We start from the raw sequence: 21,247 nt of genomic DNA, 5'->3' as shown, positions 1-21,247 counted from the left end.
AATATCGAAGCCTAAACTACATAACGCGTCAGCTGCCAAAAATATTCAAATCCAGAAATTCATTCCTGAACTTGCCTTTGGGGTCATATTCAGCTGCTACGTTTCTGAAATCCGCCATTTTCGCGTATCTCTTTTTTAGATCAGCCGGCGAAACCGTAAACAATTTGCCCCAATGCGGCCGCACATTGTAGGGTGCCAGCTCCTTTTCAATCACCGGCAATAACTTACTCACGGCCGGCCAATCCTGTTTCCAGGTAAAGTGGATCGCCACCGAATCCTGTTTATAACAAGGACTCATCCAGAAATTGTCAGCAGCGATGGTCCGTATTTCTGAAGTCAGCAAATGAGGCCCGACCTGGTCTCCCAGGCGTGCGATAGCCAGGATCGCGTCCACCGCATTTTTTCTCGGCACAAAATATTCAGACTGCAATTCGACCCCGCTGCTCGGCGTAAAACCCATTTTGAAATGCGGCATACGCTCATACCAAGGTCCTGACACGCCCATTTGATCCGTACAGTTTTCAGCAGATAATTCCGGAATCGGGTGCAGGTTTTTGGTGGCCAGCTTTGCCCCGAAAAATTCCGGCTCCGCTTTCAAAGGTTTTCCGTCTGTGATTTTTTGCTTGATCCAAACCTCAGCGATATCCTTGCTTTGCCAGTTGGTAAAAAGGCTCACGCTATATCCGCTGGATTCGATTTTCTCAAAATTGTCCTTCATTTGATCGAAACTGAGATTTTGGTAAACATATTGGCCCATCATGAACGTAGGCTGAATATCCAGCGTCACTTTGGTGATCACGCCCAGCGCACCAAGATTTACCACAGCCGCATTGAATTTCTCGCCATCCTTTGCCCGGCTCAATGTCACGGTTTCACCATTGGCAATCACCATTTCAATCCCCGAAACAGCCGTGGCCAGGTTACCGTTTTTGTCCCCCGAACCGTGTGTAGCAGTTGCGCAGGCACCGGCAACAGATATATGTGGAAGTGAGGCGAGATTATGCAGCGCAAAACCTTTTTCATGCAAATAAGGGCTCAGCTGTCCGTATTTTAATCCTGAATTGACAGTGACCGTTTTACTATTGGCATCAATCGAAATGTCCTCTTTCATCTGAACAAGAGAAACAAACTGGTCTTTTGTATCCGCAATTTTGTTAAAACAATGCCTTGTCCCCAGCACTTTAAGTTTGGGATATTTTTTAACCAAAGCCGACACTTCGGCAACCGATTTTGCCTGATCCAGTTTTTCAGTGCTGTATTCCAGGTTACCTGCCCAGTTTTTAAGTTTGTCTCCGGCGGCCCAGCCGGTGATGGGCGAAAACAAAGGAGCTGTCATTAATGCAGAAGATAATTTTATAAAAGTTCTTTTCTTCATATGAACGGGCAGGAAAGAGTGACGACGATATATGATTTTATCCCAAATTAATTGAATAATCCGTAAGTTCAAGCCACTCAACTGCCCAAATCAAATATTAGCTTCGATCACATTTTTCAATATCCCAACCGATTCTTTCAATTCCTGCTCGTTCAGGTTCCCGAATCCCAATCGCATCGCACTAAGCTGCCCGGTCTGAAAAAGCAATGTTTGCGGGAGATGCAGGTTTTGTTTCAGACAAGCTTTACTGACCCGCATCAGATTGATATCCTTGCGCCATTCCGTCCATATCGCCAGCCCGCCCGGAGGCGATTTGAAAGATAAGTATTGGCTAAAATCACTGACCAACAGATCACTCAACAGATCGCGCCGCTGGTGATAAACCTTCTGGGCTTTTTTGATATGCCGCTGAATTTCACCCTCTTCCAGCAACTCGCCCAGCGCCTGTTCCATCATCAGATCTCCCTGCCGGTCGATGATACGGCGCAATTTTCCCAATTCGGCAATCAAATTCTCCGGCGCAACAATGTAGCCGGAGCGCAACCCGGGAGCCAGCGCCTTGCAAAACGAACCCACATATACCACCATTCCGGCCCCATCGGCACTGGCAAGGGGCAAAACCGGACTACTATGGTAATGAAAGTCATAATCATGATCGTCTTCCAGGATCACAAAACCGTATTCAACGGAAAGTTTCAGCAACTCCATCCGCCTTTCCGCACTCAGAGTTACCGTAGTAGGATAGTGATGATGCGGTGTGATGTACAGCATTCTGATTTGGTTAGACGCACAAAGTTTCCGCACTGCTTCCACGGAAATCCCCTGCTCGTCCACCGGGACTGAAAGTATATTGGCCCCTGCCTGCTGAAAGATCATATTCGCGACATAGTAGCTTAGATTTCCGACCACGACTTTGTCGCCCTTTTCAATCAGCAGCATCGAAGCCAGGTAAATCCCCATCTGAATACCACGGGTTGTGATGATATTCTCTTTACCGATATGCAGTCCACGGGTATTATTAAGGTAGCTGGCGAGTTTTATCCGGAAATACTCATTCCCCTCTACATGGGAATAACCCAGATATTTCCGGTTGTTATTCCTGTTCAAAACACTGGAATAGGCCTTGGAAAGCTTGTTTAGCGGAGCTAGCCGCACATCGGGCAGACCGTCCGTAAATTCAAGTTCTGCCCTCGAAACAGATACCGGCCGGTCCAGCAACATACTTTGCCTGAACTGAAAACCTGCGCGTTGCGGATAGCTGACCAGATCTTCCGCATTGAACGGAATCGGATTTGCGGTCGTAACCGGAAATTTATGGGTAACAAAAGTGCCTTTGTTCGGTAGCAATTCAATCCAGCCCTGCGCGTCAAGTTCATTATAAGCTGCCACAACGGTTTTCCGGTGCACTTCGAGTGTCTCCGCCATTGCCCGGGTGCCAGGTAGTTTTGCTCCTGTAACCAACACGCCCCGCTGAATAGCATTGATCATCTGACGGGCGATCTGCAGGTAAACCGGCGTACCGGAAAACCGGTCAATCAGTACCACGCTTTTAAAAGGAATTTCAACCGGACTACTCATTATATTAAAACCGGATCATGTTAACAGTCCGGCAAGATAGTAATTTTGTATGGAAGGCTATCGGCTGTCAGCGTTCGGCTGTCGGTCTTCCCACCCATACAATCAATGACAAAACGTGACTTTAATGACAATAAATGACTTTAACTATGACCCCATTTTACTCTGCCTCCTTGATTAAATCAGCTATCTTTCTTGTCTTGCTCGTTGTTTCCCAGATAACCCATGCACAGGAAATTTCGTTGGATCCGGTTACCGTTACCTCTTCTCTGATCGAAAAACGTGCTTCCCAGACAGGCCGGAATATTGCGGTTATCAAAGGTGAATATTTCCAGAACCTTCCCGTCCACAGCATCGACGACCTCCTGCGGTACGTGCCGGGTGTTGAAATTCAGGCCCGGGGGCCGATGGGCTCGCAGAGTGATATCGTTTTGAGAGGCGGCACATTCCAGCAAGTATTGGTCATTCTGGACGGAATGCGCCTCAATGATCCCAATACCGGTCATTTTAATGCTTACATTCCGATTGCGCCAGCTGAGATTGAGCGGATTGAAGTCTTAAAAGGAGCATCGTCTGCTTTGTACGGCTCCGACGCCGTTGGCGGGGTTATTCATGTGATTTCCAAAACATTTGCTGCCAAATTGCAGTCAGCAGAAGGTCAGGAAACGGCATCTCCGAACAACCGCACCAATCTGAATGCAATGGTTACCGGTGGGGATTACGGCTTGAAGAATATCAATGCAGGTGCTTTCATACAAAGAAATAAACTGGCCGTTTCAGCAGGATTGCTGAGCAATAATGCCGACGGCGTGCAGCAAAGAGGCATCAAAGGCTTTTTCCACAACAATTCCGCATCCTTATCGGCGCGCTATGCCATTTCAAAGGAGTGGGACATCGCAGTGAGGAGTTCCTATGATCACCGCGATTTTGCCGCACAAAACTTTTATACTGTCCTCAAATCTGACACCGCGAGTGAAAAGGTCAAAACTTCCTGGAACCAGCTCAAACTCAGTTACCGGAAAAACAAAACAGCCGTTTCGCTGGACGGAGGTTACAAATTTGTCAGGGACCAGTATTTGTTCAATCCGCATTCCATTGCAAATAACAGCAAATCTCAGCTTTGGCAGGGCTTGCTGACGCTGCAACAGGGACTTGGCGAAAGGACCCATCTCATTGCCGGGGTCAATTACCAGAACAGGCAAATTTCATCCAATGACCGCGGAAACCATGCGTTGAACCAGCTGGCACCTTTTGTTTCCTTATCTCAAAGTTTGGGAGAATATTTTACAATAAGCCCCTCCGTTCGTCTCGACTGGCGAGAGTACATCGGTGTTGAAGCCGTACCTCAGGTAAATTTATCCTATAAAAAAGGCAGCTGGCAGTTACGCGGAAGCGCGGGCAAAACGATCCGCGACGCGGATTTTACAGAGCGGTTCAATAACTATAACAAATCGCTCGTAACCGGGGGAAATGTGGGAAATCCGGATTTAAAGGCTGAAAAATCATTCAGCTACGAGGCCGGCGCTGACTGGTTTCTGACCCAAAACGATGTTACCCAACTGAAAATCTCCGCAACATTTTTTCAAAGGCTCCAAAACGATCTGATCGACTATGTCAGCACGCCTTATGCCCAAATGCCCCGTAAAGACAATCTTTCACCAACCGGAACTTTCGGGCTGGCTCGAAACCTGACCGAAGTGACTACAACCGGCATCGAACTGGATGTTCAGTACGCAAAAGCAATAGACGACAATCAGAAACTGATGCTGAATGCAGGATTTACGTGGCTTGACAGCAAAAGCGGTGACAATATTCCTTCGTTTTACGTTTCATCCCACGCCAAATTCCTGACCAATTTTTCTGCCGTCTACCAGATTTCAGGTTTCTCTCTGAGCTTGAACGGATTGTACAAAAAAAGAGCAGCAAATCAGGCGTCGGCGATTGAAGCATCCATCTCAAAAAGTTACTTTATTTTGAATGCCAAAGCGGAATATGCATTCCTGAACCGGATGCTGGCCGTTTTTGTCCAGGCCGACAATGCTTTTGATAAAGATTACAGTGATCTGCTTGGTTCACGTATGCCGGGCCGTTGGCTTATGGGAGGAGTGAAATTCAATCTGGCGCGATAGTACTACACCGATCTTTCTTTTACAAAGGTTCGTATATTTCGGAGTCAGTCCGAAATATACGAACATGCTTTACTGTAATACGGTTTGGATAAAATGTGGATTTTTATCTCTTATTTTTTTGAGCAATAATTGCCGTAGCCAGAGACTGACAACTCAAATTGAAATTTATAATCGCACCACTTTCCAGAATTTTTTAACAGACTCAAGAAACTTCCGGGCACAATCTGCGTCTCAATATCAGATTACAGATAGGAGAAAAACAGAATCTAAAATGAATATTTACTTTCTCAGTGGATTGGGAGCAGACAAAAGGGTTTTTAGTAAAATCAGGCTGGACGATCGTTTTTCTGTCCACCATATCGACTGGATCAAACCTTCAAAAAAGGAAACTTTATCAAACTATGCCGCTCGCCTGGCCGCTAAAATAGATACGACTCAGCCGTTCCAGCTCGTGGGGCTGTCTTTCGGGGGTATTATCGCGTCCGAACTTTCGAATATTATTCATCCTGAACAAATCATATTGATTTCAAGTACGCCCACCGGACTGCCGGTTTCGAAATTAAACCATGCCCTTATAAAATTCCTGTTGCTAAGTCCGCTGGCAGCCCCGATTTTAAAATCGGCCAATTCGTTATCTTATAAATTTTTCGGTGCCGACACTCCCGAATTACAATCTTTGCTTAAACAGATCCTGCATGACACCGACAGCAAATTTCTAAAATGGGCTCTGGTACAAATGAGCCGTTGGGACCGCAAGGAAAAGGCGGCCAATCTGTTTCATATTCATGGTACAGCCGACAAACTGATTCCCATTAATCTCGTGAATCCGGATGTGCGGATTGAAGGTGCCGGGCACCTGATGGTGTATGCGCAGGCCGAGCAGATGTCCGGTCTGCTTAACAAGAAACTTGGGGACGAAATGCATTGAAAGCTTTCAAAAGGTATTTTACCATTTATTCGTCAGCACAATCTTCCCGATGTGCGTGCTGCTTTCCATTAATTCGTGGGCTTGTGCAGCTTCAGAGAGATCGAACTGGCGAAAAATCACAGGTTTGAAACGGCCGGCTTGCAGCACCGGCCATACTTTCTGTTCTATTTCTGTGGCCAAAGCAGCTTTGAACTCAGGGTCGCGATTCCGCAATGTGCTGCCGGTAATTTGCAAACGTCGTTTCATGATCAGGCTAAAATCGACAGTATCGTTGGTGGAATTAACTTTACCTCCTTTCATGGTATTGATAAAAACAAGCCTGCCATCATTCCGCAGAAGCCTGATATTCTTGGGAATATAATCGCCGCCTACCATATCCAGGATCACATCTATCCCGGTACTTTTGAGAGCTTCTTCAAAATCATCTTTTTTGTAATTGATACAAAGATCCGCTCCCAGTGAGAGGCAGGCTTCACATTTTTCATCCGACCCGGCCGTGGCAAATACTTTTGCACCAAAGGCCTTCGCAAGCTGGATAGCGGTGATTCCAATGCCGCTGGTACCTCCATGAACCAGAAAATGCTCCCCGGCTTGCAGGTTACCTCTCTGGAACACATTATGCCAGACCGTGAAAACGGTTTCGGGCAAAGAAGCGGCTTGTACAAAATCGAACCCCGCGGGAACCGGCAAACAATTACCAGCGTACGCCACCGCATACTCCGCATACCCGCCTCCGGTCAGCAGCGCACAAACGCGGTCACCATTTTTCAGATTCTCAACTTTTTCACCGCATGCCTCAATGATACCTGCAACTTCCAGTCCGGGAATATCCGGGGAGGCTCCCGGAGGAGGCGGATATGCGCCTTTTCGCTGTAAAATGTCGGGGCGGTTTATACCGGCAGCGAATACTTTAATCAAAACCTCATTTTCAGCGGGCACAGGAACTGGCCTGTCACGGATCTGCAATACTGCCGGAGATCCCGCCTCTGTAATAACAACTGCTTTCATTCGGGATATTTTTCTGTTGAAACAAACCTAGACCACTTCCTTTCCAAACGGCGTAAACGACAGGCTCATCAGCTTGAAATGTTGTTTGGCAAAAGGCAATCCGATGATGGTAATGGCAAGAATTATTCCAAAAACCAGGTGTGTGAGCGCGATCCAGATCCCGCCCATAAAAATCCAGATAATATTGAAGATGGTGGAAAGGCAACCGGTGTTGCCGGGTACTTCCCTTACATCCCGCCCGAAAGGGAATAATGTAAGTATCCCGATTTTGAAACATTGCAACCCGAACGGTATCCCGATAACGGTCGCACAAAGTACCAGTCCGGAGATCATATATTCGAGGAAAACGATAAACCCGCCAAATACAAGCCAGATAATATTGCCGATCAAGTTCATGTTTTTTCAGGATTTAAGGTGCAGAAACATTTAAAATCACTGGTCAATTTAAATCGCCCGGCTGATAGCCGACGTCAATTTTGATAAGCGGTATTGATACCGAGATCGCCGGTAAAAAGCTGATGAAAAGCCTGCTGATCAGTTCCAGTTACTGATTTTAAGCAAACCAAAAAATTCTCTTTCTTCGATCTCTTTCACGCCGCCTGGCGTCAGGTCGCCCAGTTCCAGGTCTTCTATGCTTTTCCTGATCAACCGTTTGCATCGATGCCCCGCAGTTCGGACCATTTTCCTGACCTGGTGAAATTTCCCTTCCGTCAGCGTGATCATCAGCCAGGTATTGGGAACGCCCTCGCGCGCCTCACTCGGATGTTTCGCCAACACTTTTGGCCTCTCAATGATCTCCACTTCGCAAGGCGACGTGATATATTCCACGCCTCCTTTAACCTTGATCCCTATACCATTCCGCAAAAGGTTTAAAGTTTCGATGCTGACATAATGCCCGACGTTGACCCAGTAAGTACGTTTGTGGGGAACCTCTCCCTGAAAGAGCAGATTGGTAACTTTTTTATTCGTAGTCAGGATCAGCAGGCCTTCGGATTGATTATCAAGACGTCCGACGGCATGAATCCCTTCCGGAAAATCAAAATCAAGGTCACCGAGCAAACCAACATCGTCCGGACTCACAAATTGTGAAACCATGTTTGTGGGTTTATTAATGATAAAGTAGCGGTGGGGAGTCATATTTAATCAAAACAGTATTAAAATTCCCAACCCAGATGTTCCGGATCCTGATGACTACTCCAGATAGCCAGGATGTGGATATGCGTTTCGGTTTCTTCATAAATAATGAAATAATTGCGCACAATCTTAATCCTGACATTTTCCACGTCGGTCATCTTGCCAATTTTTGGAAATGCTGCTATTAACCTTACAGCTTCTTTGAAGAGTAAATTAAGCTTTTTGCTGTAAGTATTTGATTTGTTTCGTTTATTCCAATAGCCAAAAATATATTTTCTGTCGTTCTGAGACCTCAGTGACCATATTACTTGTTTAGCCATTCGTCAATATCATTGTCAGCATCTTCATCAGTCAGGAATTCACCATCCTTGATCTGCTGTCTGGCCTCCGAAACAGCCGCTTTTTGATCATTACTCAATTTAAAAGGTTCCACAATCTCTTGCTCTAAACCCAGCAAACGATACACTTCTTCGAGAATATCATCATTGTCCGTTTCCCGGATTTTTCCGATCAAGCGTTCCTTCAACTCAATGTTCGACATATCCTGATATTTTTATTTACTCAAAAATACGCAATTCTCATTTCCCGTGCCCTTTCTCGTAATGCAATTTCAAAAGATCCTCACCGAAATCGTTGGTAAGGTCTCGTACTACGGAATGGATGTGGTTGCCTCCGTTTTGAGTATTGTCAAATTCAATGAGAAAAGCAGGGCCATGGATACGGTAATAATGTCCATGCCCTGGGCCGATCACCGGAGTCTGGTCTCCCATCCAGGCGAAATGGATTTTATCTAGGCCGCTTTTTTCAAGCTCAGCCCACTGCTGGTTTTTTAATGTAACGTGGTAACGTTGCAGGTAAGCCATGATCAGTCTTTTGAATATCGCTTTTTGTTCCACATTCATGTGGCCAAAGGCAAGTCCCTCCATTTTGTCCAGAGAAGCTTTCCGGCTATTGGAAGTAAAAATCTCGTTCGGCGCCTTTTCTGCCAGCCATACTTTTTCCAGCTGCGTTTTGCTCATCGACTGAAGTAATTCGAAAGCAGTATCCTGCTCCTCTTTCAGGATTCTCTTCCCTTTCTGGGGCACTTCTGCAAGCACTTTCCCGGGATTACTGCCAAAAAAACTCGGTGTAAAAGTGATATTTCCTTTGATAGACGAAAAATGGAGCGACAGATGGTGCCCCTCCACCCGCCATCCCCAGGGATCGGCACCCGGATTTCCAAAAACCTGAAAAGCATAATTCTCCGGGTCCCGGTAGGTATCATTTGCAGGGCGGGTCTCCACTACCCGGAGTACATTCTCCAGATCGATGATCTGCTCGGTTTTGCTATATCCTTCCTGACTCAAAACCACGCGTACAATCTCCATGGCCGCCTTGCGCTGGGCCGCGTCCATGTTTTTCAATGGCAGGCCCTTTCTTGCCCTCGGCGTAAAGTTCCAGTCAAACCGGCTTGGGTCCGAGTAAGGCACTACTGCCTCATTTTTTTGTTCCGGGCTAAGTGTTTTGAGAAATGATTCCACCGCGCCGGTCATTTGCTTCACCAGTTTCTCATCTTTTCGCGGCAGCGGCTTACCTTCGAATCCTTTTGCAAATGCACAATGCAGAGACATCAGCATCCAAATACCGGACATATATAGTACCCTTTTCATATTCAGGTGGTTTGAAATAATAAAATTAAATCTGGTAAAAATGAAAAGAACTGCTGTACTGCAAACTACCATTCGCAGGCCCGGCACTTTTTGCATCGAAAAATATTCCGTCCAAAGCTACTGACCGGAATTATCGTCAAAAGCAATTAGTTTTGCCCACAGCAAAATATGATATGATGGTTTGGGAAAAATTACTTTCGGCAAAGCGGTGGGGAAGCGAAGAAAAATACAACTCGGATCCCGCCGAAGCGCGTTCTGAATTTCAAAGGGACTATGACAGGCTGATCTTTTCGTCGCCTTTTCGCAGGTTACAAAACAAAACACAGGTTTTCCCTCTTCCCGGAAGTGTTTTTGTTCATAACAGGCTCACGCACAGCCTGGAAGTAGCAAGTGTCGGAAGGTCGCTTGGGAGAATTTTCTATAACAAACTGAAAAGCAATGAACCCGGTGTTGACGACCGTCTGCCCCTGATCAGTGAAATAGGGAATATCGTAGCAGCTGCCTGCCTCGCCCATGATCTGGGAAATCCGGCTTTCGGTCATTCTGGTGAAGCGGCGATTTCCCATTACTTCACAGATGATGCGGGTCGGGACTTTAAAGACAAAGTAACCGAAGCACAATGGGCGGATCTCACACATTTTGAGGGAAACGCCAATGCATTCCGTATTCTCACGCATCCTTATGCAGGCAAAGGATACGGCAGTTTCGCGCTGACCTACTCTACGCTCGCGGCTATTGCGAAATATCCCTGTGAATCGCTCGCAGGGCATAACAAATCAAAAATTTATACCAAAAAATACGGCTTCTTCCAGTCCGAGCAATCGGGTTTTCAAAAAATCGCTGAAGACCTTGGTATGAACAAAGCCGGCGATTCTCCCCTGATCTATAAAAGGCATCCGTTGGTATACCTGGTGGAGGCTGCGGACGATATTTGTTACAATATCATCGACCTGGAAGATGCGCACCGGCTGAAAATCCTCTCCTATCATGAGGTAGAGCGCCTTTTACTTAAATTATGCAACGATCCGAAAATGCCCGGACGGCTGGAAGAAATCGAGGACGATGATGCCAAGATCAGCCTTTTGCGTGCAAAGTCGATCAGTATATTGATCAGCCAATGTTCGGAATTATTCTACAATGAACAGGAAGCGATACTTAGCGGAGAGTTCAATCACAGTTTGATCGACAGGATCGAAGAACCGTACCGGTCGGTTATGAAAGAAATTGAACAGATATCCATCAAAAAAATTTACAATTATTCGTCGGTAGTACAAATTGAAGTGGCGGGATACAAAGTAATGGGCGGGCTTCTGGAAGAGTTTATTCCCGCCTATCTGAACAATCAATCACATTATTCAAAAAAACTGGTAGAGCTGATTCCCAAACAATTCATCACATCAAAAACCGATGAATACTCGAAAATCCAGACGGTGCTGGACTTTGTTTCCGGCATGACCGACCTGTATGCAGTGGAGCTTTTCCGCAAAATAAAAGGGATTTCTTTCCCCTCCATTGCCTGAAAAAACGGTATGCGAAGCTCGCTGTAAAATTAATTCCGTGATGGGAAAACTTTTATGTAAATTGTACATCGAATTAGTAAGACCTAAACTAACACTAATAAGATGCATATTGAGCAGTTTGTTTATTCCGACAGCAAATCGGCCTGCCAATTTTCCTTTACTCCCCAACTCCTGTTTGTCTTCGGTAACAGAGAACTTCTTGAAAAAAGCGGTATCACGAGTGATCTGGCGCAGAAATACCCGCATGCAGTTTTTATAGGCTGCTCGACGGCCGGGGAAATCGTAAATGAATCGGTGAAGGACAACACCATCATTGTTACCGCAGTACTTTTTGAAAAAACGACCCTGGAAAGCTCAAGGGTCACTCTGGACGACATCGGCTTTGACAGTATCGAAGCAGGAAAGCGGCTGGTTTCTCAGTTTCCCGCAGCGGGCCTCAAGCATGTATTTGTTGTTTCCGACGGTCTGCGCGTAAACGGCACCGACCTTGTCAAAGGCATGATCGCCGGCCTGGATGCAGATGTGACGGTGACGGGTGGACTGGCCGGTGACGGATCGCATTTTTCCAGAACCGTGATTGTCGAACCTGACGGGACCATTGCCACTGAAAGCGTGGCAGCTATCGGCTTTTATGGAGAATCTTTATCCATCGGATTTGGCTCCCGGGCAGGCTGGGATAGTTTCGGACTCGACCGGCTGGTAACAAAGTCTACTGACAATATCCTTTTTGAAATTGACGGCCAGCCTGCACTGGATCTTTATAAATCGTTTTTGGGTGACAAAGCCAAAGACCTTCCGGCATCAGGGCTGCTTTTTCCGCTCAGTATGCGCGACAGCGAGGAACGAGCACCCGTAGTAAGAACTATTCTGGGGATCAACGAAGAAGACAAAAGTCTGACTTTTGCCGGGGATATCCCTCAGGGTTCTTTTGTAAGACTGATGAAAGCCAATAATGACAGACTGATAACCGGAGCGGAGGAAGCAGCCCACGCTGCCTACAAGGATCTTGAAAATGTTCCGGAATTTGCGCTCCTGGTGAGTTGCGTGGGAAGAAAGCTGGTATTGAAACAAATGGTCGAAGAGGAAGTAGAATGTGTTTCTGAAGTATTAGGCGGACCGATGATTACCGGTTTTTATTCCTATGGCGAACTGGCGCCTTTCAATCGCAACGCGATGTGCGAGCTTCACAACCAAACCATGACTATCACTACTTTCAGGGAATCATAAAAATGACACTGCCAGAAATAACAGATACCAATTATCACCGCCTTCTAAAACGTCAGATCCGAAAATCGCTTCCCGCTGAACTGGCCGCGCATCCCGATATGCAGGAATTCCTCTTATCTGTACATCAGGCTTACTCAGAGTTTCAGGACGATCTCAGCAGAGTTGAGCTGATCCTTGAACAAAGCTCGGGGGAACTCTTCAAGGCCAACCGCGAGCTCAGCCGCATTGCCAAAGAAAAAACCGAAGAAGCAGCGTTGACCAGCAAAAGACTGCAGGAAGTTGTCGACAGGATTTCGGATGTGCTCGTAGGCATTGACAATGAGGGGAGGATCATTTATCTCAATAATGCGTGGGAGATCATTACCGGTTATAAGGTTTCTGAAAGCCTGCAGCGGAACTGGATGGATTTCCCGCTGCCCGCGGATTCCAGGCAGATAATTACTGAAATAGTAAGGTCCGCGCCGGAAACGGTCAATGATACGATCAGGGTCATCACAGTCGACGGAAGCGAAAAATGGCTTGGGATTTCTCTGAGCCAGAATATTTCAGAGGATAGCCGGCATATCGGTTACAGTGGCACTTTCTCGGATATTACCGAGAGGGTCAATGCAGAGAAAAAGCTGAAATCTTACATGCGAGACCTGGAAAGGATCAATGCAGAGCTCGACCAGTTTGCATACGTAGTGAGTCACGATCTGAAAGCACCTCTCCGGGCAATCAATAATTTGTCGGAATGGATCGAGGAGGACATCAGCCACCTGCTTGCACCTGAAAACCAGGAACAGTTTACCCTGCTTCGCGGAAGGGTACGGCGAATGGAAAGCCTGATCAACGGGATTTTGTCCTATTCCCGTGCAGGCAGAATAAAAACTGTGAAGGAGCGGTTTACGATCAAAACACTGGTCGACGATATTTGTCTTACGTTCAGCTCCACGCAGGCTGTCCGATTTGTTATCGAAGGAAATACAGAACTGGAAATGTATGCCGAGAAAATTACGCTCAGCCAGATCCTCCAGAACCTGATTTCAAACGGGATCAAATACAATGACAAACCGGAGATCGAAATAACTGTGGGATGGCAGGAAAGTGATTCACAAATTGACTTTTTTGTACGCGACAACGGCCCGGGCATCAGCCCCGAATTTCATGAAAAGATATTCGTCATTTTCCAGACGTTACAATCCCGGGATGAATTCGAAAGCACAGGGGTTGGTCTGGCCATCGTGAAGAAAATCATGGATGAAAAAGGCAGCATCATCAGGATCGAATCCAAAATGACCGAAGGTACCACCTTCTTTTTCTCCTGGCCAAAAAATGAAAATGCGAAAGCCCGCAGAAGTACCCTTTGAAAAATTTCTCGTTACTCCATTTAAAAAAATAAATTACAAAAATGTCCAATCCCAATCCGGTGCCGCTCACGATCCTTCTCGTAGAAGACGATGAGGTAGATATCATGAACGTTAAACGCGCATTCAAAAAAAATAACATTTCCAATCAGCTCGTTGTAGCCCACAATGGAATCGAAGCCCTGGAGATTTTACGCTCGGATGTGCCGGACAAACCAAATCCGAAAATTATTTTGCTTGACCTGAATATGCCCAGGATGGGTGGCATAGAGTTTTTGAAAGAAATCCGGCAAGATCCGGAACTCAGCTCATTATTCGTGTTTGTGATGACCACTTCAAATGAAGACGGTGACAAGATCGATGCTTTTAACCTGAACGTAGCCGGCTACATACTGAAGCCGCTATCGATGGACAGGTTCATAGCGGCCGTTTCCACACTGAACAGTTTCTGGACCTTATGCGAATATCCCGAATAACACTCCTCCTGCTTATTATCAATCTTTTTCTATGATACCGTTAACCATTCTGCTTGTTGAAGATGATTACATTGATGCAATGGAATTCAGGCGTGTTATTAAGAAATCACTCGTCGAAATTGAGGATATCAGGATCTGTAAGTATGCGGAAGATGCGTTAATTGCCCTTGAGACCTGGACGCCCAGCTGCATTTTTCTGGACTACCAGCTTCCCAAAACCAACGGGCTGGAATTGCTTAAAAGAATCAAGAGAATCAGCCCGAATATACCGGTGATCGTCCTGACCGCCCAGGGGGATGAGCGCATTGCGGTGGAAATGATGAAAGCCGGCGCGATGGATTATTTCCCCAAATCGGAAATTAACACCGAAAAACTGACCAAAACTTTCCATACTATGAGCCAGATGCTCCAGGCTGAAAAGGGAAGGGAAGAAGCGCGAAGGGAGTTAGCTGAAAAAGAGGAATTTATTAATAAAATAGCCCTTTTATCTCCCAATATCATTTATGTGATCGACATTGAAAAATGGACTAATATTTTTCATAACAAACAGATCTGGAAAATACTGGGGTATTCGGAAGATGACCTGATCGTGGACGGTAATAATAGTTTTTCGAAAATTATCAATGACCAGGATAAGCTTACATTCCGCAAGCATTACCACTACATGCGGCACATGGTCAGAGGTGCGGAGGTGGTGGAAAAGGAATTCCGGCTGAAACACAAAAATGGCTCGGAGGTATGGATCATCACGCGCGAGGTCCCTTTTAAGCGTGATGAAGAAGGTATGGTAATGGAAGTATTGGGTACTGCCATAGATATTACCAGTCGAAAACTAGCTGAAAAAGAGCTCATTAAAGCAAAAAAAGGCGCAGAGGAAGCAACCCGGATTAAATCGGACTTCCTTTCTACAATGAGCCACGAGATCCGGACGCCGATGAACGCGATCATCGGATTTACGGATTTGCTGCTTTCGAGCGATTTTTTGGGCCGCGACCTGGAATACCTGAATACCATCAAATATTCTGCTGATAACCTGATGGTGATCCTGAACGACATCCTTGATTTCTCTAAGATAGAAGCAGGCAAATTTGAACTTGAAAATTTCGAATTTGACCTCCGGGAGAAGCTGGGTTATCTTTTAAAGACTTTTGAAGTTACGGCGAGGGATAAATCTATTGAACTGATCTTTCAGTTTGACAGGAATGTGCCGCAGATCCTGATGGGCGATGCTTACCGCCTCAACCAGATCCTCATTAACCTGATCGGGAATGCGCTGAAATTTACAGATCGCGGCTTCATAAAGCTTTCCGTGAGCCTTCACGAGGAATATTATGATAGTATCGACCTGAAAATTGAGGTATCAGATTCCGGAATAGGCATTTCAGAAGATAAGCTTAGCATCATTTTTGATAGCTTCTCTCAGGCGCATAAAAACAATGCAACCAGATATTTCGGCGGCACTGGCCTCGGGCTTACCATTACCCGGAAAATAACCGAACTCATGAAAGGTTCGATCACGGCCGAAAGCCGGCTGGGCGTAGGGACCACTTTCACCGTAATTTTAAATTTTCGGAAAGGTGACACTTCTTACAAAGAAGAAAAAAATGACAAAATGCAAACTATATCATTAAAAGGTTACCGGATACTTGCAGCGGAGGATATACTCGCAAATCAGGTATTGTTGAAGCATCTCTTGAACAAGTGGGAAGCGGATTTCGTGATCTGCAGCAATGGAAAAGAAGTACTGCTTTCATTGGAAAAAGGTGATTTTGACCTCATTCTGATGGATATTCAAATGCCGGTGATGGACGGGATCACTGCAACCAAAAAGATCCGGAGTTCTTTTCCAAGGCATGCACACATACCGGTGATCGCATTTACGGCAGATACATTTGCGGAAAAAACACCGGAAATTATGGAATGCGGGTTCAGCGGTTTCGTCACCAAACCATTCAAGGCGGAGGAGCTCATGAACGTAATAAGCCTGCACCTCCCGGTCACGAATTAGCCGGTAGTTGGCTAACTTTTTATTTTATCCCAGTTAATTTTGTCCGCGGTAAGCGGTATCTGCCTCAAACGGCTTCCTGTGGCATGAAAAATAGCATTTGCGATCGCCGCCGACGTAGGCCCCTGCGCCGCCTCTCCGGCTCCAAGTGGTTTCTCTTCCGGGCGGTCTATCACAAATACCTCTGTGTCGGGCACATCTTCAAATCTTAATATGGGATAATTTTCCCAAGATTCGCTGGTTACTCCGTCCGGATCATACGACACCTGTTCCAGCATTGTCCAGCTGGCCGACTGGATCATACCGCCGGAAGTCTGGTTTTTCACGCCGTCACTATTAATGGTCTGGCCTGTATCGATCACACCGGTCAGTTTTACGAGGCGGTAAGTTTTGGAAACAGGGTCTATTTTCACTTCCGCTTTTACAGCAAAATAGGCGGCCGAGTTTTTGTATTGGGCAAAAGCAAAACCTTCCCCGGTATCTTTCATTACACCTTTTCGCCAACCAGCCTTCTCTACGAGCATATTGATAACAGCCTTTGCACGATCATCTTTCAAATGCGCGAGCCGAAATTCAACAGGGTCTTTCTTCGCCTTTACCGCCAATTCATCCATAAAGGATTCCAGTGCGAAAATGTTGGCATAAGCTCCCAGGCTCCTCAGCGCGGAAGTTCTCAGCGGCCCTTTGTAATTATACAAGGTTACTTTTTTGGCGTCGATAGCATATAGCGGCACAGAATTGCGGTAGCTCCCGCCCGAAAATCCGCCGGTTTCAAATGGGAACGGCTTGGCAACATCCCGGCCTGCAATCAAATGCCCTGCTTTTCCTCCTGGCCTCGTACTGTGTGTATCCGACCATATTTCTGTATTCCAGGCTGTTACGGCACCTTCTGTGTCCATCCCTCCCTTAATCCGCAAAACCATAGCAGAACCGAACGGTTCCCATTTATGCTCATCTTCCCGCATCCATTGTACCCGAACCGTTTTCCCGGGCATTTCCAAAGCCAGCAGAGCCGCATCCGCAGCTACGTCGTCCGCTCCGTTATGTCCGTAGCAGCCCGCTCCCGGCACACCTATGGCCCTGATCTTATCTTCGGGAATCCGCAGCAAATCAGAAATTGTTTTTCTCAAAGGATATACCCCCTGGCTGTGCGTCCATACCGTAAGAAAACTGTCTTTCCAGAGCGCAATGGCACAAGACGGACCGATCGACCCATGCATCTGATATGGTTTTTGGTACACTGCTTCGTGCGTCAACGACGCCTCCGATAGTTTTTTTTCAAGTGCCGCACTATCTTCTACGATTTCTCCGGAAGACGCGTTTTTCATCATATCTATATACAAATCCTTTTGCAGAGGAGCTACCGGTATCGTCTGCCACTTTGCTTTTCCCTTCATTTCCCTCACCGCTTTGATACTATCAAATTCCTGAGAAGCGATGACGGCTACAAAACTTCCGTTGGTAACGACTTTCAAAACACCCGGGAGCGAGCTGATCTCCTGTTCAGGAAGTGATTGTAGTTTGGCTTTATAAACCGGAGGCCTTAAAATCCTGGCATGTACCATATCCGGGAGTTTCAAGTCCTGAATATAAAAGGTGCTGGCAGCAGCCATCATCGCAATATCGTCCCGGGGTTGCGGCTTTCCGATGAGTCTGTATTTTGAAGGATCTTTTAAAGGCGCCGAGCCTGACACCTGTACCTGAAAACGTTTTCCATGAATCAGTTCCTTATAAGCGATTGTTTTGCCAGTGCCGGATGATTTCACAATTCCGCTTGCAACCGAAAGACTTTCTACGGGTGCCCCTAGCTTTTCCGAAGCCAGTTTCAGCAAATACCTCCTGGCTTCTGCGGCTGCATTTCTGATCGCCGCCCCGCTTCCTTCAATCGATCCGCTACCGGCTGTGTAGCGTTCGTCCTGCGTCTGGCCGGTATCGGCGACAATGATCCGGATATTTTCCATATCCATATCCAGCTCCTCCGCGGCCATTTGCATCAATGCCGTCTTGATACCCTGCCCGAGTTCCATTTTTCCTGTCAATACCGTGAGCTTTCCGTCTGAATCCAGCCGTATCCAGGAATCCACGTCACGGCGGTCGCCGACAGCACTGACTTTATATTCATCTGCACAATCGTCACTTCCCCCGAAAGCGAGTGCCGGCAGGAGCGTAAACCCAACAATCAGATGTCCGGAGCTGCGTAGAAAATCTCTTCTGTCCAAATTGAATTGCGTGCGTTTTTCCATCATTTTTTCATTTTAGCAGCAGCCTTTTTTACGGCGGCAATAATACGGGTATGCGTTCCGCACCGGCACAAAACACGTTGCAATGCCTGCCTGATCTCCTGGTTGGTCGGGTTGATGTTCTCTTCCAGTAATGATTTCGCAGACATGATCATGCCGTTCATACAATAGCCACACTGGGCAGCCTGTTCTTCAATAAAGGCATTCTGTATCGGGTCAAGCGAATCGTTTTGTATCAATCCTTCCAGCGTCGTCACTTCGTAAGCAGCCGCGGCGGAGCCCGGAATAACGCACGAAGGCTGCGCTTTCCCATTGAGCAGAACCATACAACTCCCGCAACGCTCGATACCGCAACCATATTTGGGCCCATTCAATCCCAGATTATTACGTAGCAGGTAAAGCAGCGGCATATCAGAATCTGCTTCCACGCGGAGGGTTTTGCCATTTACCTTAATATCAATTAGCTCGGCCATATCATCGCAGTTTGTTTCAACTTTCAAGACATTAAAATTAAGCCAGCCGGAATATATAACTACTTGCTTTTTAATCTTTCATCAGGCCTCAAACGTATGTTTTTTGGTAAACCCGGTACACCAAAATATTCGTAATGAAATCAGAAGCAAGAATCACAATTATCATTTTGCTAGTCATGCTTTGCGCGTTTTTGCTCACACTTTCAGGTTGTTCCTTCAAACGGATTTCCAGATCGAAAGACATTGTTTATCAGCTTGCAGACCAGAAAATCCCCGAACAGAAGCTGAATATCTTCGCGCCGAAGAAACATGCTCAGGATAAAAACGTACTCATTTTCATTCACGGCGGCAACTGGAACTCAGGCCGGAAATCGCAATACAATCTGATCGGAAGACATTGGGCGAAGAAAGACATCGTGACTGTCATCATCGATTATCCGCTGAGCCCTGCCGCCAATTACGAAACAATGGCCGAAGCCTCTGCACAGGCCGTGAAGTGGGTAAAAGAAAATATAAGCAAATACGGCGGAAATCCGGAGCGGATATTTGTTTCGGGACATTCAGCTGGCGGGCACTTGGCCGCTCTGATTTCCACTGATGATCAGTATTTCAAAAATCTTGGAATAGAAAACCCGATAGCCGGAACCATCCTGATTGACGCCGCAGGTCTGGATATGGATGGTTATTTGCAAGAAGAAAAATTTGAAAAAGGTCACACTTACATGAACACTTTCACATCCGACCCTGCTATCTGGAAAAAGGCGACCCCGCTTTATCATCTGCACAAATCCATGCCTCCGATGCTGATTTACCGGGGCGGCAAGACGTATCCTTCTATTTCGAAAAGCAACGAAAAGTTCATTGCCTCATTGAAAGAATTTGCTCCTGAAACTACGTATCGAGTTCAGAAAAACAAAAAGCACGTTCCGATGATCACCCAGTTTTTCAATCCCTGGAACAGGAGGTATGGAGAGATTATTGAATTTATCAAATCTCCGATTTGATCATCTTGAACCAGTTTTGGACGCTGATGCCATTCGAGCGGTCTTCTTCCTGACTTCCGGCATAAGCAATTATTCCTTTCTCCGATTCACTAAGTTTATTCCAATAAATCAGGCTTTTAAAAAATTCGGTGTTAATAGTTTTTCCCGCTTTGATCTCCACGGGCAAAAGCGACGTTCCATTATCAATAATCACGTCGACTTCATGCCCGGTTTTATCGCGCCAGTAATATAAATTGACCTGCTTACCCACGTTGGTGCGATTTTTCAGTAATTCTGTAACCACCAGGCTTTCGAATAAACCCCCTCTTAACGGATGCTGCTGTAATTGATCCGCACTCAGTATCCCCAGCAGAGAGCATACCAGACCAGTGTCGTAAAAATAGATTTTGGGTCGTTTTACCAATGTTTTATTAAAATTCCGATCATGCGGCCGGAGCAGGTAAATGATAAAACTGCTTTCCAGGATCCCGATCCAGGACTGTACCGTTTTTGTATCTACGCCCGTTTCAACCGCTAGCGAAGTAAGGTTCAGTTCCTGGCCAGTTCTGCCTGCCAGCAACCGAATAAAACGTTCAAAGACAATAAGATCTGTAATATTTTTGATCTGGCGTACATCCCTGTCTATATATGTGCGGAGATAGTTGGGAAACCAGTCTTCCGCTGGAATATTCATATCGTAAACAGGCGGATAGAGTCCTTTGACGATCAGCTCATTTTCATCAGGCGCAGTTTGTGAATCCGAAAACAGTTCTGTTGTACTAAAAGGCAGCAGATTTAAAATCGCCACCCGACCAGCCAAAGTTTGCGATATATTTTGTTGTAATAGAAAATTATTGGAGCCCGTCATGATAAACCGACCCGGCTCAGACGAAGTATCCAGCACTTCCTGAAGATAGGAGAACAATTCCGGCGTTCTCTGCACTTCATCCAGAATGGCTCCGGTTTCATATCTTTTCAAAAAACCCCTTGGATCTTCGATTGCAAATCGTCTGATATCAGGATTTTCCAGCGACAAATAGGTTTTATCCGGAAAAAGCATTTTGACTAACGTAGTTTTCCCAGATTGCCTAGGACCCGTTACCGCAACTGATTTGAAAACGGACGCCAGTTGAGATATTTTGTTTGCTGCTATTCTTTTGATCATAGTCAAACATACAT

Annotated in this window: 19 protein-coding genes; 8 read left to right on the top strand and 11 right to left on the bottom strand. The window is 46.2% G+C overall.

The window, feature by feature from the left end:
• Positions 1-28 precede the first annotated feature (28 nt).
• On the bottom strand, positions 29-1,375 hold the full coding sequence (locus FBF61_RS19520; protein ID WP_138480349.1) for a D-arabinono-1,4-lactone oxidase: 1,347 nt from the start codon (positions 1,373-1,375) through the stop codon (positions 29-31).
• A 90-nt stretch (positions 1,376-1,465) separates the two neighbouring features.
• Positions 1,466-2,953 carry a MocR-like pyridoxine biosynthesis transcription factor PdxR gene (gene pdxR / locus FBF61_RS19515; protein WP_138480347.1) on the bottom strand — a complete coding sequence of 496 codons (1,488 nt, stop codon included), beginning with the start codon at positions 2,951-2,953 and terminating at the stop codon, positions 1,466-1,468.
• A 146-nt stretch (positions 2,954-3,099) separates the two neighbouring features.
• On the opposite strand from pdxR, the gene FBF61_RS19510 reads away from it, so the two are divergent.
• On the top strand, positions 3,100-5,079 hold the full coding sequence (locus FBF61_RS19510) for a TonB-dependent receptor plug domain-containing protein (protein ID WP_138480345.1): 1,980 nt from the start codon (positions 3,100-3,102) through the stop codon (positions 5,077-5,079).
• Between the two features lie 271 nt (positions 5,080-5,350).
• A complete protein-coding gene (locus tag FBF61_RS19505) occupies positions 5,351-6,007 on the top strand; it encodes an alpha/beta fold hydrolase (RefSeq protein WP_138480343.1) in 657 nt (218 codons plus the stop codon).
• A gap of 18 nt (positions 6,008-6,025) precedes the next feature.
• Here the strand turns inward: FBF61_RS19505 and FBF61_RS19500 are convergent, their stop codons facing one another.
• From FBF61_RS19500 to FBF61_RS19475, 6 genes are all read right to left on the bottom strand, one after another.
• Positions 6,026-7,015 (bottom strand): NAD(P)H-quinone oxidoreductase, encoded by a 990-nt coding sequence (locus FBF61_RS19500; protein WP_138480341.1) that lies wholly within the window; start codon positions 7,013-7,015, stop codon positions 6,026-6,028.
• 27 nt (positions 7,016-7,042) lie between these two features.
• On the bottom strand, positions 7,043-7,411 hold the full coding sequence (locus tag FBF61_RS19495; protein ID WP_138480339.1) for a YccF domain-containing protein: 369 nt from the start codon (positions 7,409-7,411) through the stop codon (positions 7,043-7,045).
• Positions 7,412-7,549: 138 nt separating this feature from the next.
• The gene (locus FBF61_RS19490) at positions 7,550-8,152 is read right to left on the bottom strand and encodes a pseudouridine synthase (protein ID WP_138480337.1); all 603 of its coding nucleotides are present in this window, start codon (positions 8,150-8,152) and stop codon (positions 7,550-7,552) included.
• A gap of 17 nt (positions 8,153-8,169) precedes the next feature.
• Positions 8,170-8,469 (bottom strand): type II toxin-antitoxin system RelE/ParE family toxin, encoded by a 300-nt coding sequence (locus tag FBF61_RS19485; protein WP_138480335.1) that lies wholly within the window; start codon positions 8,467-8,469, stop codon positions 8,170-8,172.
• A complete protein-coding gene (locus tag FBF61_RS19480) occupies positions 8,454-8,690 on the bottom strand; it encodes a hypothetical protein (RefSeq protein WP_138480333.1) in 237 nt (78 codons plus the stop codon). The genes FBF61_RS19485 and FBF61_RS19480 overlap by 16 nt, the downstream gene beginning before the upstream one ends.
• Before the next feature lie 37 nt (positions 8,691-8,727).
• The gene (locus FBF61_RS19475; protein WP_229215134.1) at positions 8,728-9,798 is read right to left on the bottom strand and encodes a DUF3500 domain-containing protein; all 1,071 of its coding nucleotides are present in this window, start codon (positions 9,796-9,798) and stop codon (positions 8,728-8,730) included.
• A 152-nt stretch (positions 9,799-9,950) separates the two neighbouring features.
• Between FBF61_RS19475 and FBF61_RS19470 the strand changes: the two genes are divergently transcribed.
• The 5 genes from FBF61_RS19470 (at position 9,951) to FBF61_RS19450 (ending at position 16,375) form a co-directional block, all read left to right on the top strand.
• The gene (locus tag FBF61_RS19470; RefSeq protein WP_229215133.1) at positions 9,951-11,318 is read left to right on the top strand and encodes a deoxyguanosinetriphosphate triphosphohydrolase; all 1,368 of its coding nucleotides are present in this window, start codon (positions 9,951-9,953) and stop codon (positions 11,316-11,318) included.
• A 102-nt stretch (positions 11,319-11,420) separates the two neighbouring features.
• Positions 11,421-12,545 (top strand): FIST signal transduction protein, encoded by a 1,125-nt coding sequence (locus FBF61_RS19465; protein WP_138480331.1) that lies wholly within the window; start codon positions 11,421-11,423, stop codon positions 12,543-12,545.
• Between the two features lie 2 nt (positions 12,546-12,547).
• Entirely contained in the window at positions 12,548-13,894 is a 1,347-nt protein-coding gene (locus tag FBF61_RS19460) for a sensor histidine kinase (protein ID WP_138480329.1), read from the top strand.
• A 41-nt stretch (positions 13,895-13,935) separates the two neighbouring features.
• Positions 13,936-14,367, top strand: coding sequence for a response regulator (locus tag FBF61_RS19455; protein ID WP_138480327.1), 432 nt, complete (start codon positions 13,936-13,938; stop codon positions 14,365-14,367).
• 31 nt (positions 14,368-14,398) lie between these two features.
• Positions 14,399-16,375 carry a response regulator gene (locus FBF61_RS19450; RefSeq protein WP_138480325.1) on the top strand — a complete coding sequence of 659 codons (1,977 nt, stop codon included), beginning with the start codon at positions 14,399-14,401 and terminating at the stop codon, positions 16,373-16,375.
• A gap of 11 nt (positions 16,376-16,386) precedes the next feature.
• Here the strand turns inward: FBF61_RS19450 and FBF61_RS19445 are convergent, their stop codons facing one another.
• Together FBF61_RS19445 and FBF61_RS19440 are read right to left on the bottom strand one after the other, a co-directional pair.
• Positions 16,387-18,618: a xanthine dehydrogenase family protein molybdopterin-binding subunit gene (locus tag FBF61_RS19445; RefSeq protein WP_229215132.1), complete on the bottom strand. Its 2,232-nt coding sequence runs from the start codon at positions 18,616-18,618 to the stop codon at positions 16,387-16,389.
• Positions 18,615-19,085 (bottom strand): (2Fe-2S)-binding protein, encoded by a 471-nt coding sequence (locus tag FBF61_RS19440; protein ID WP_138480323.1) that lies wholly within the window; start codon positions 19,083-19,085, stop codon positions 18,615-18,617. Before FBF61_RS19440 ends, FBF61_RS19445 begins: the two co-directional genes overlap by 4 nt.
• Positions 19,086-19,219: 134 nt before the next feature.
• Here FBF61_RS19440 and FBF61_RS19435 point away from each other — a divergent pair, with 134 nt between their 5' ends.
• Positions 19,220-20,089, top strand: coding sequence for an alpha/beta hydrolase (locus tag FBF61_RS19435; protein WP_229215131.1), 870 nt, complete (start codon positions 19,220-19,222; stop codon positions 20,087-20,089).
• Here the strand turns inward: FBF61_RS19435 and FBF61_RS19430 are convergent.
• Entirely contained in the window at positions 20,073-21,233 is a 1,161-nt protein-coding gene (locus FBF61_RS19430) for an ATP-binding protein (protein WP_138480321.1), read from the bottom strand. The two genes, FBF61_RS19435 and FBF61_RS19430, sit on opposite strands and share 17 nt — an antisense overlap.
• Positions 21,234-21,247 lie beyond the last annotated feature (14 nt).

This window comes from Dyadobacter bucti (genome assembly GCF_005869225.1).
GTDB lineage: Bacteria > Bacteroidota > Bacteroidia > Cytophagales > Spirosomataceae > Dyadobacter > Dyadobacter bucti.
Note: the sequence above shows the minus strand (reverse complement) of the source record. Positions and strands in the feature narration are given on the sequence as shown.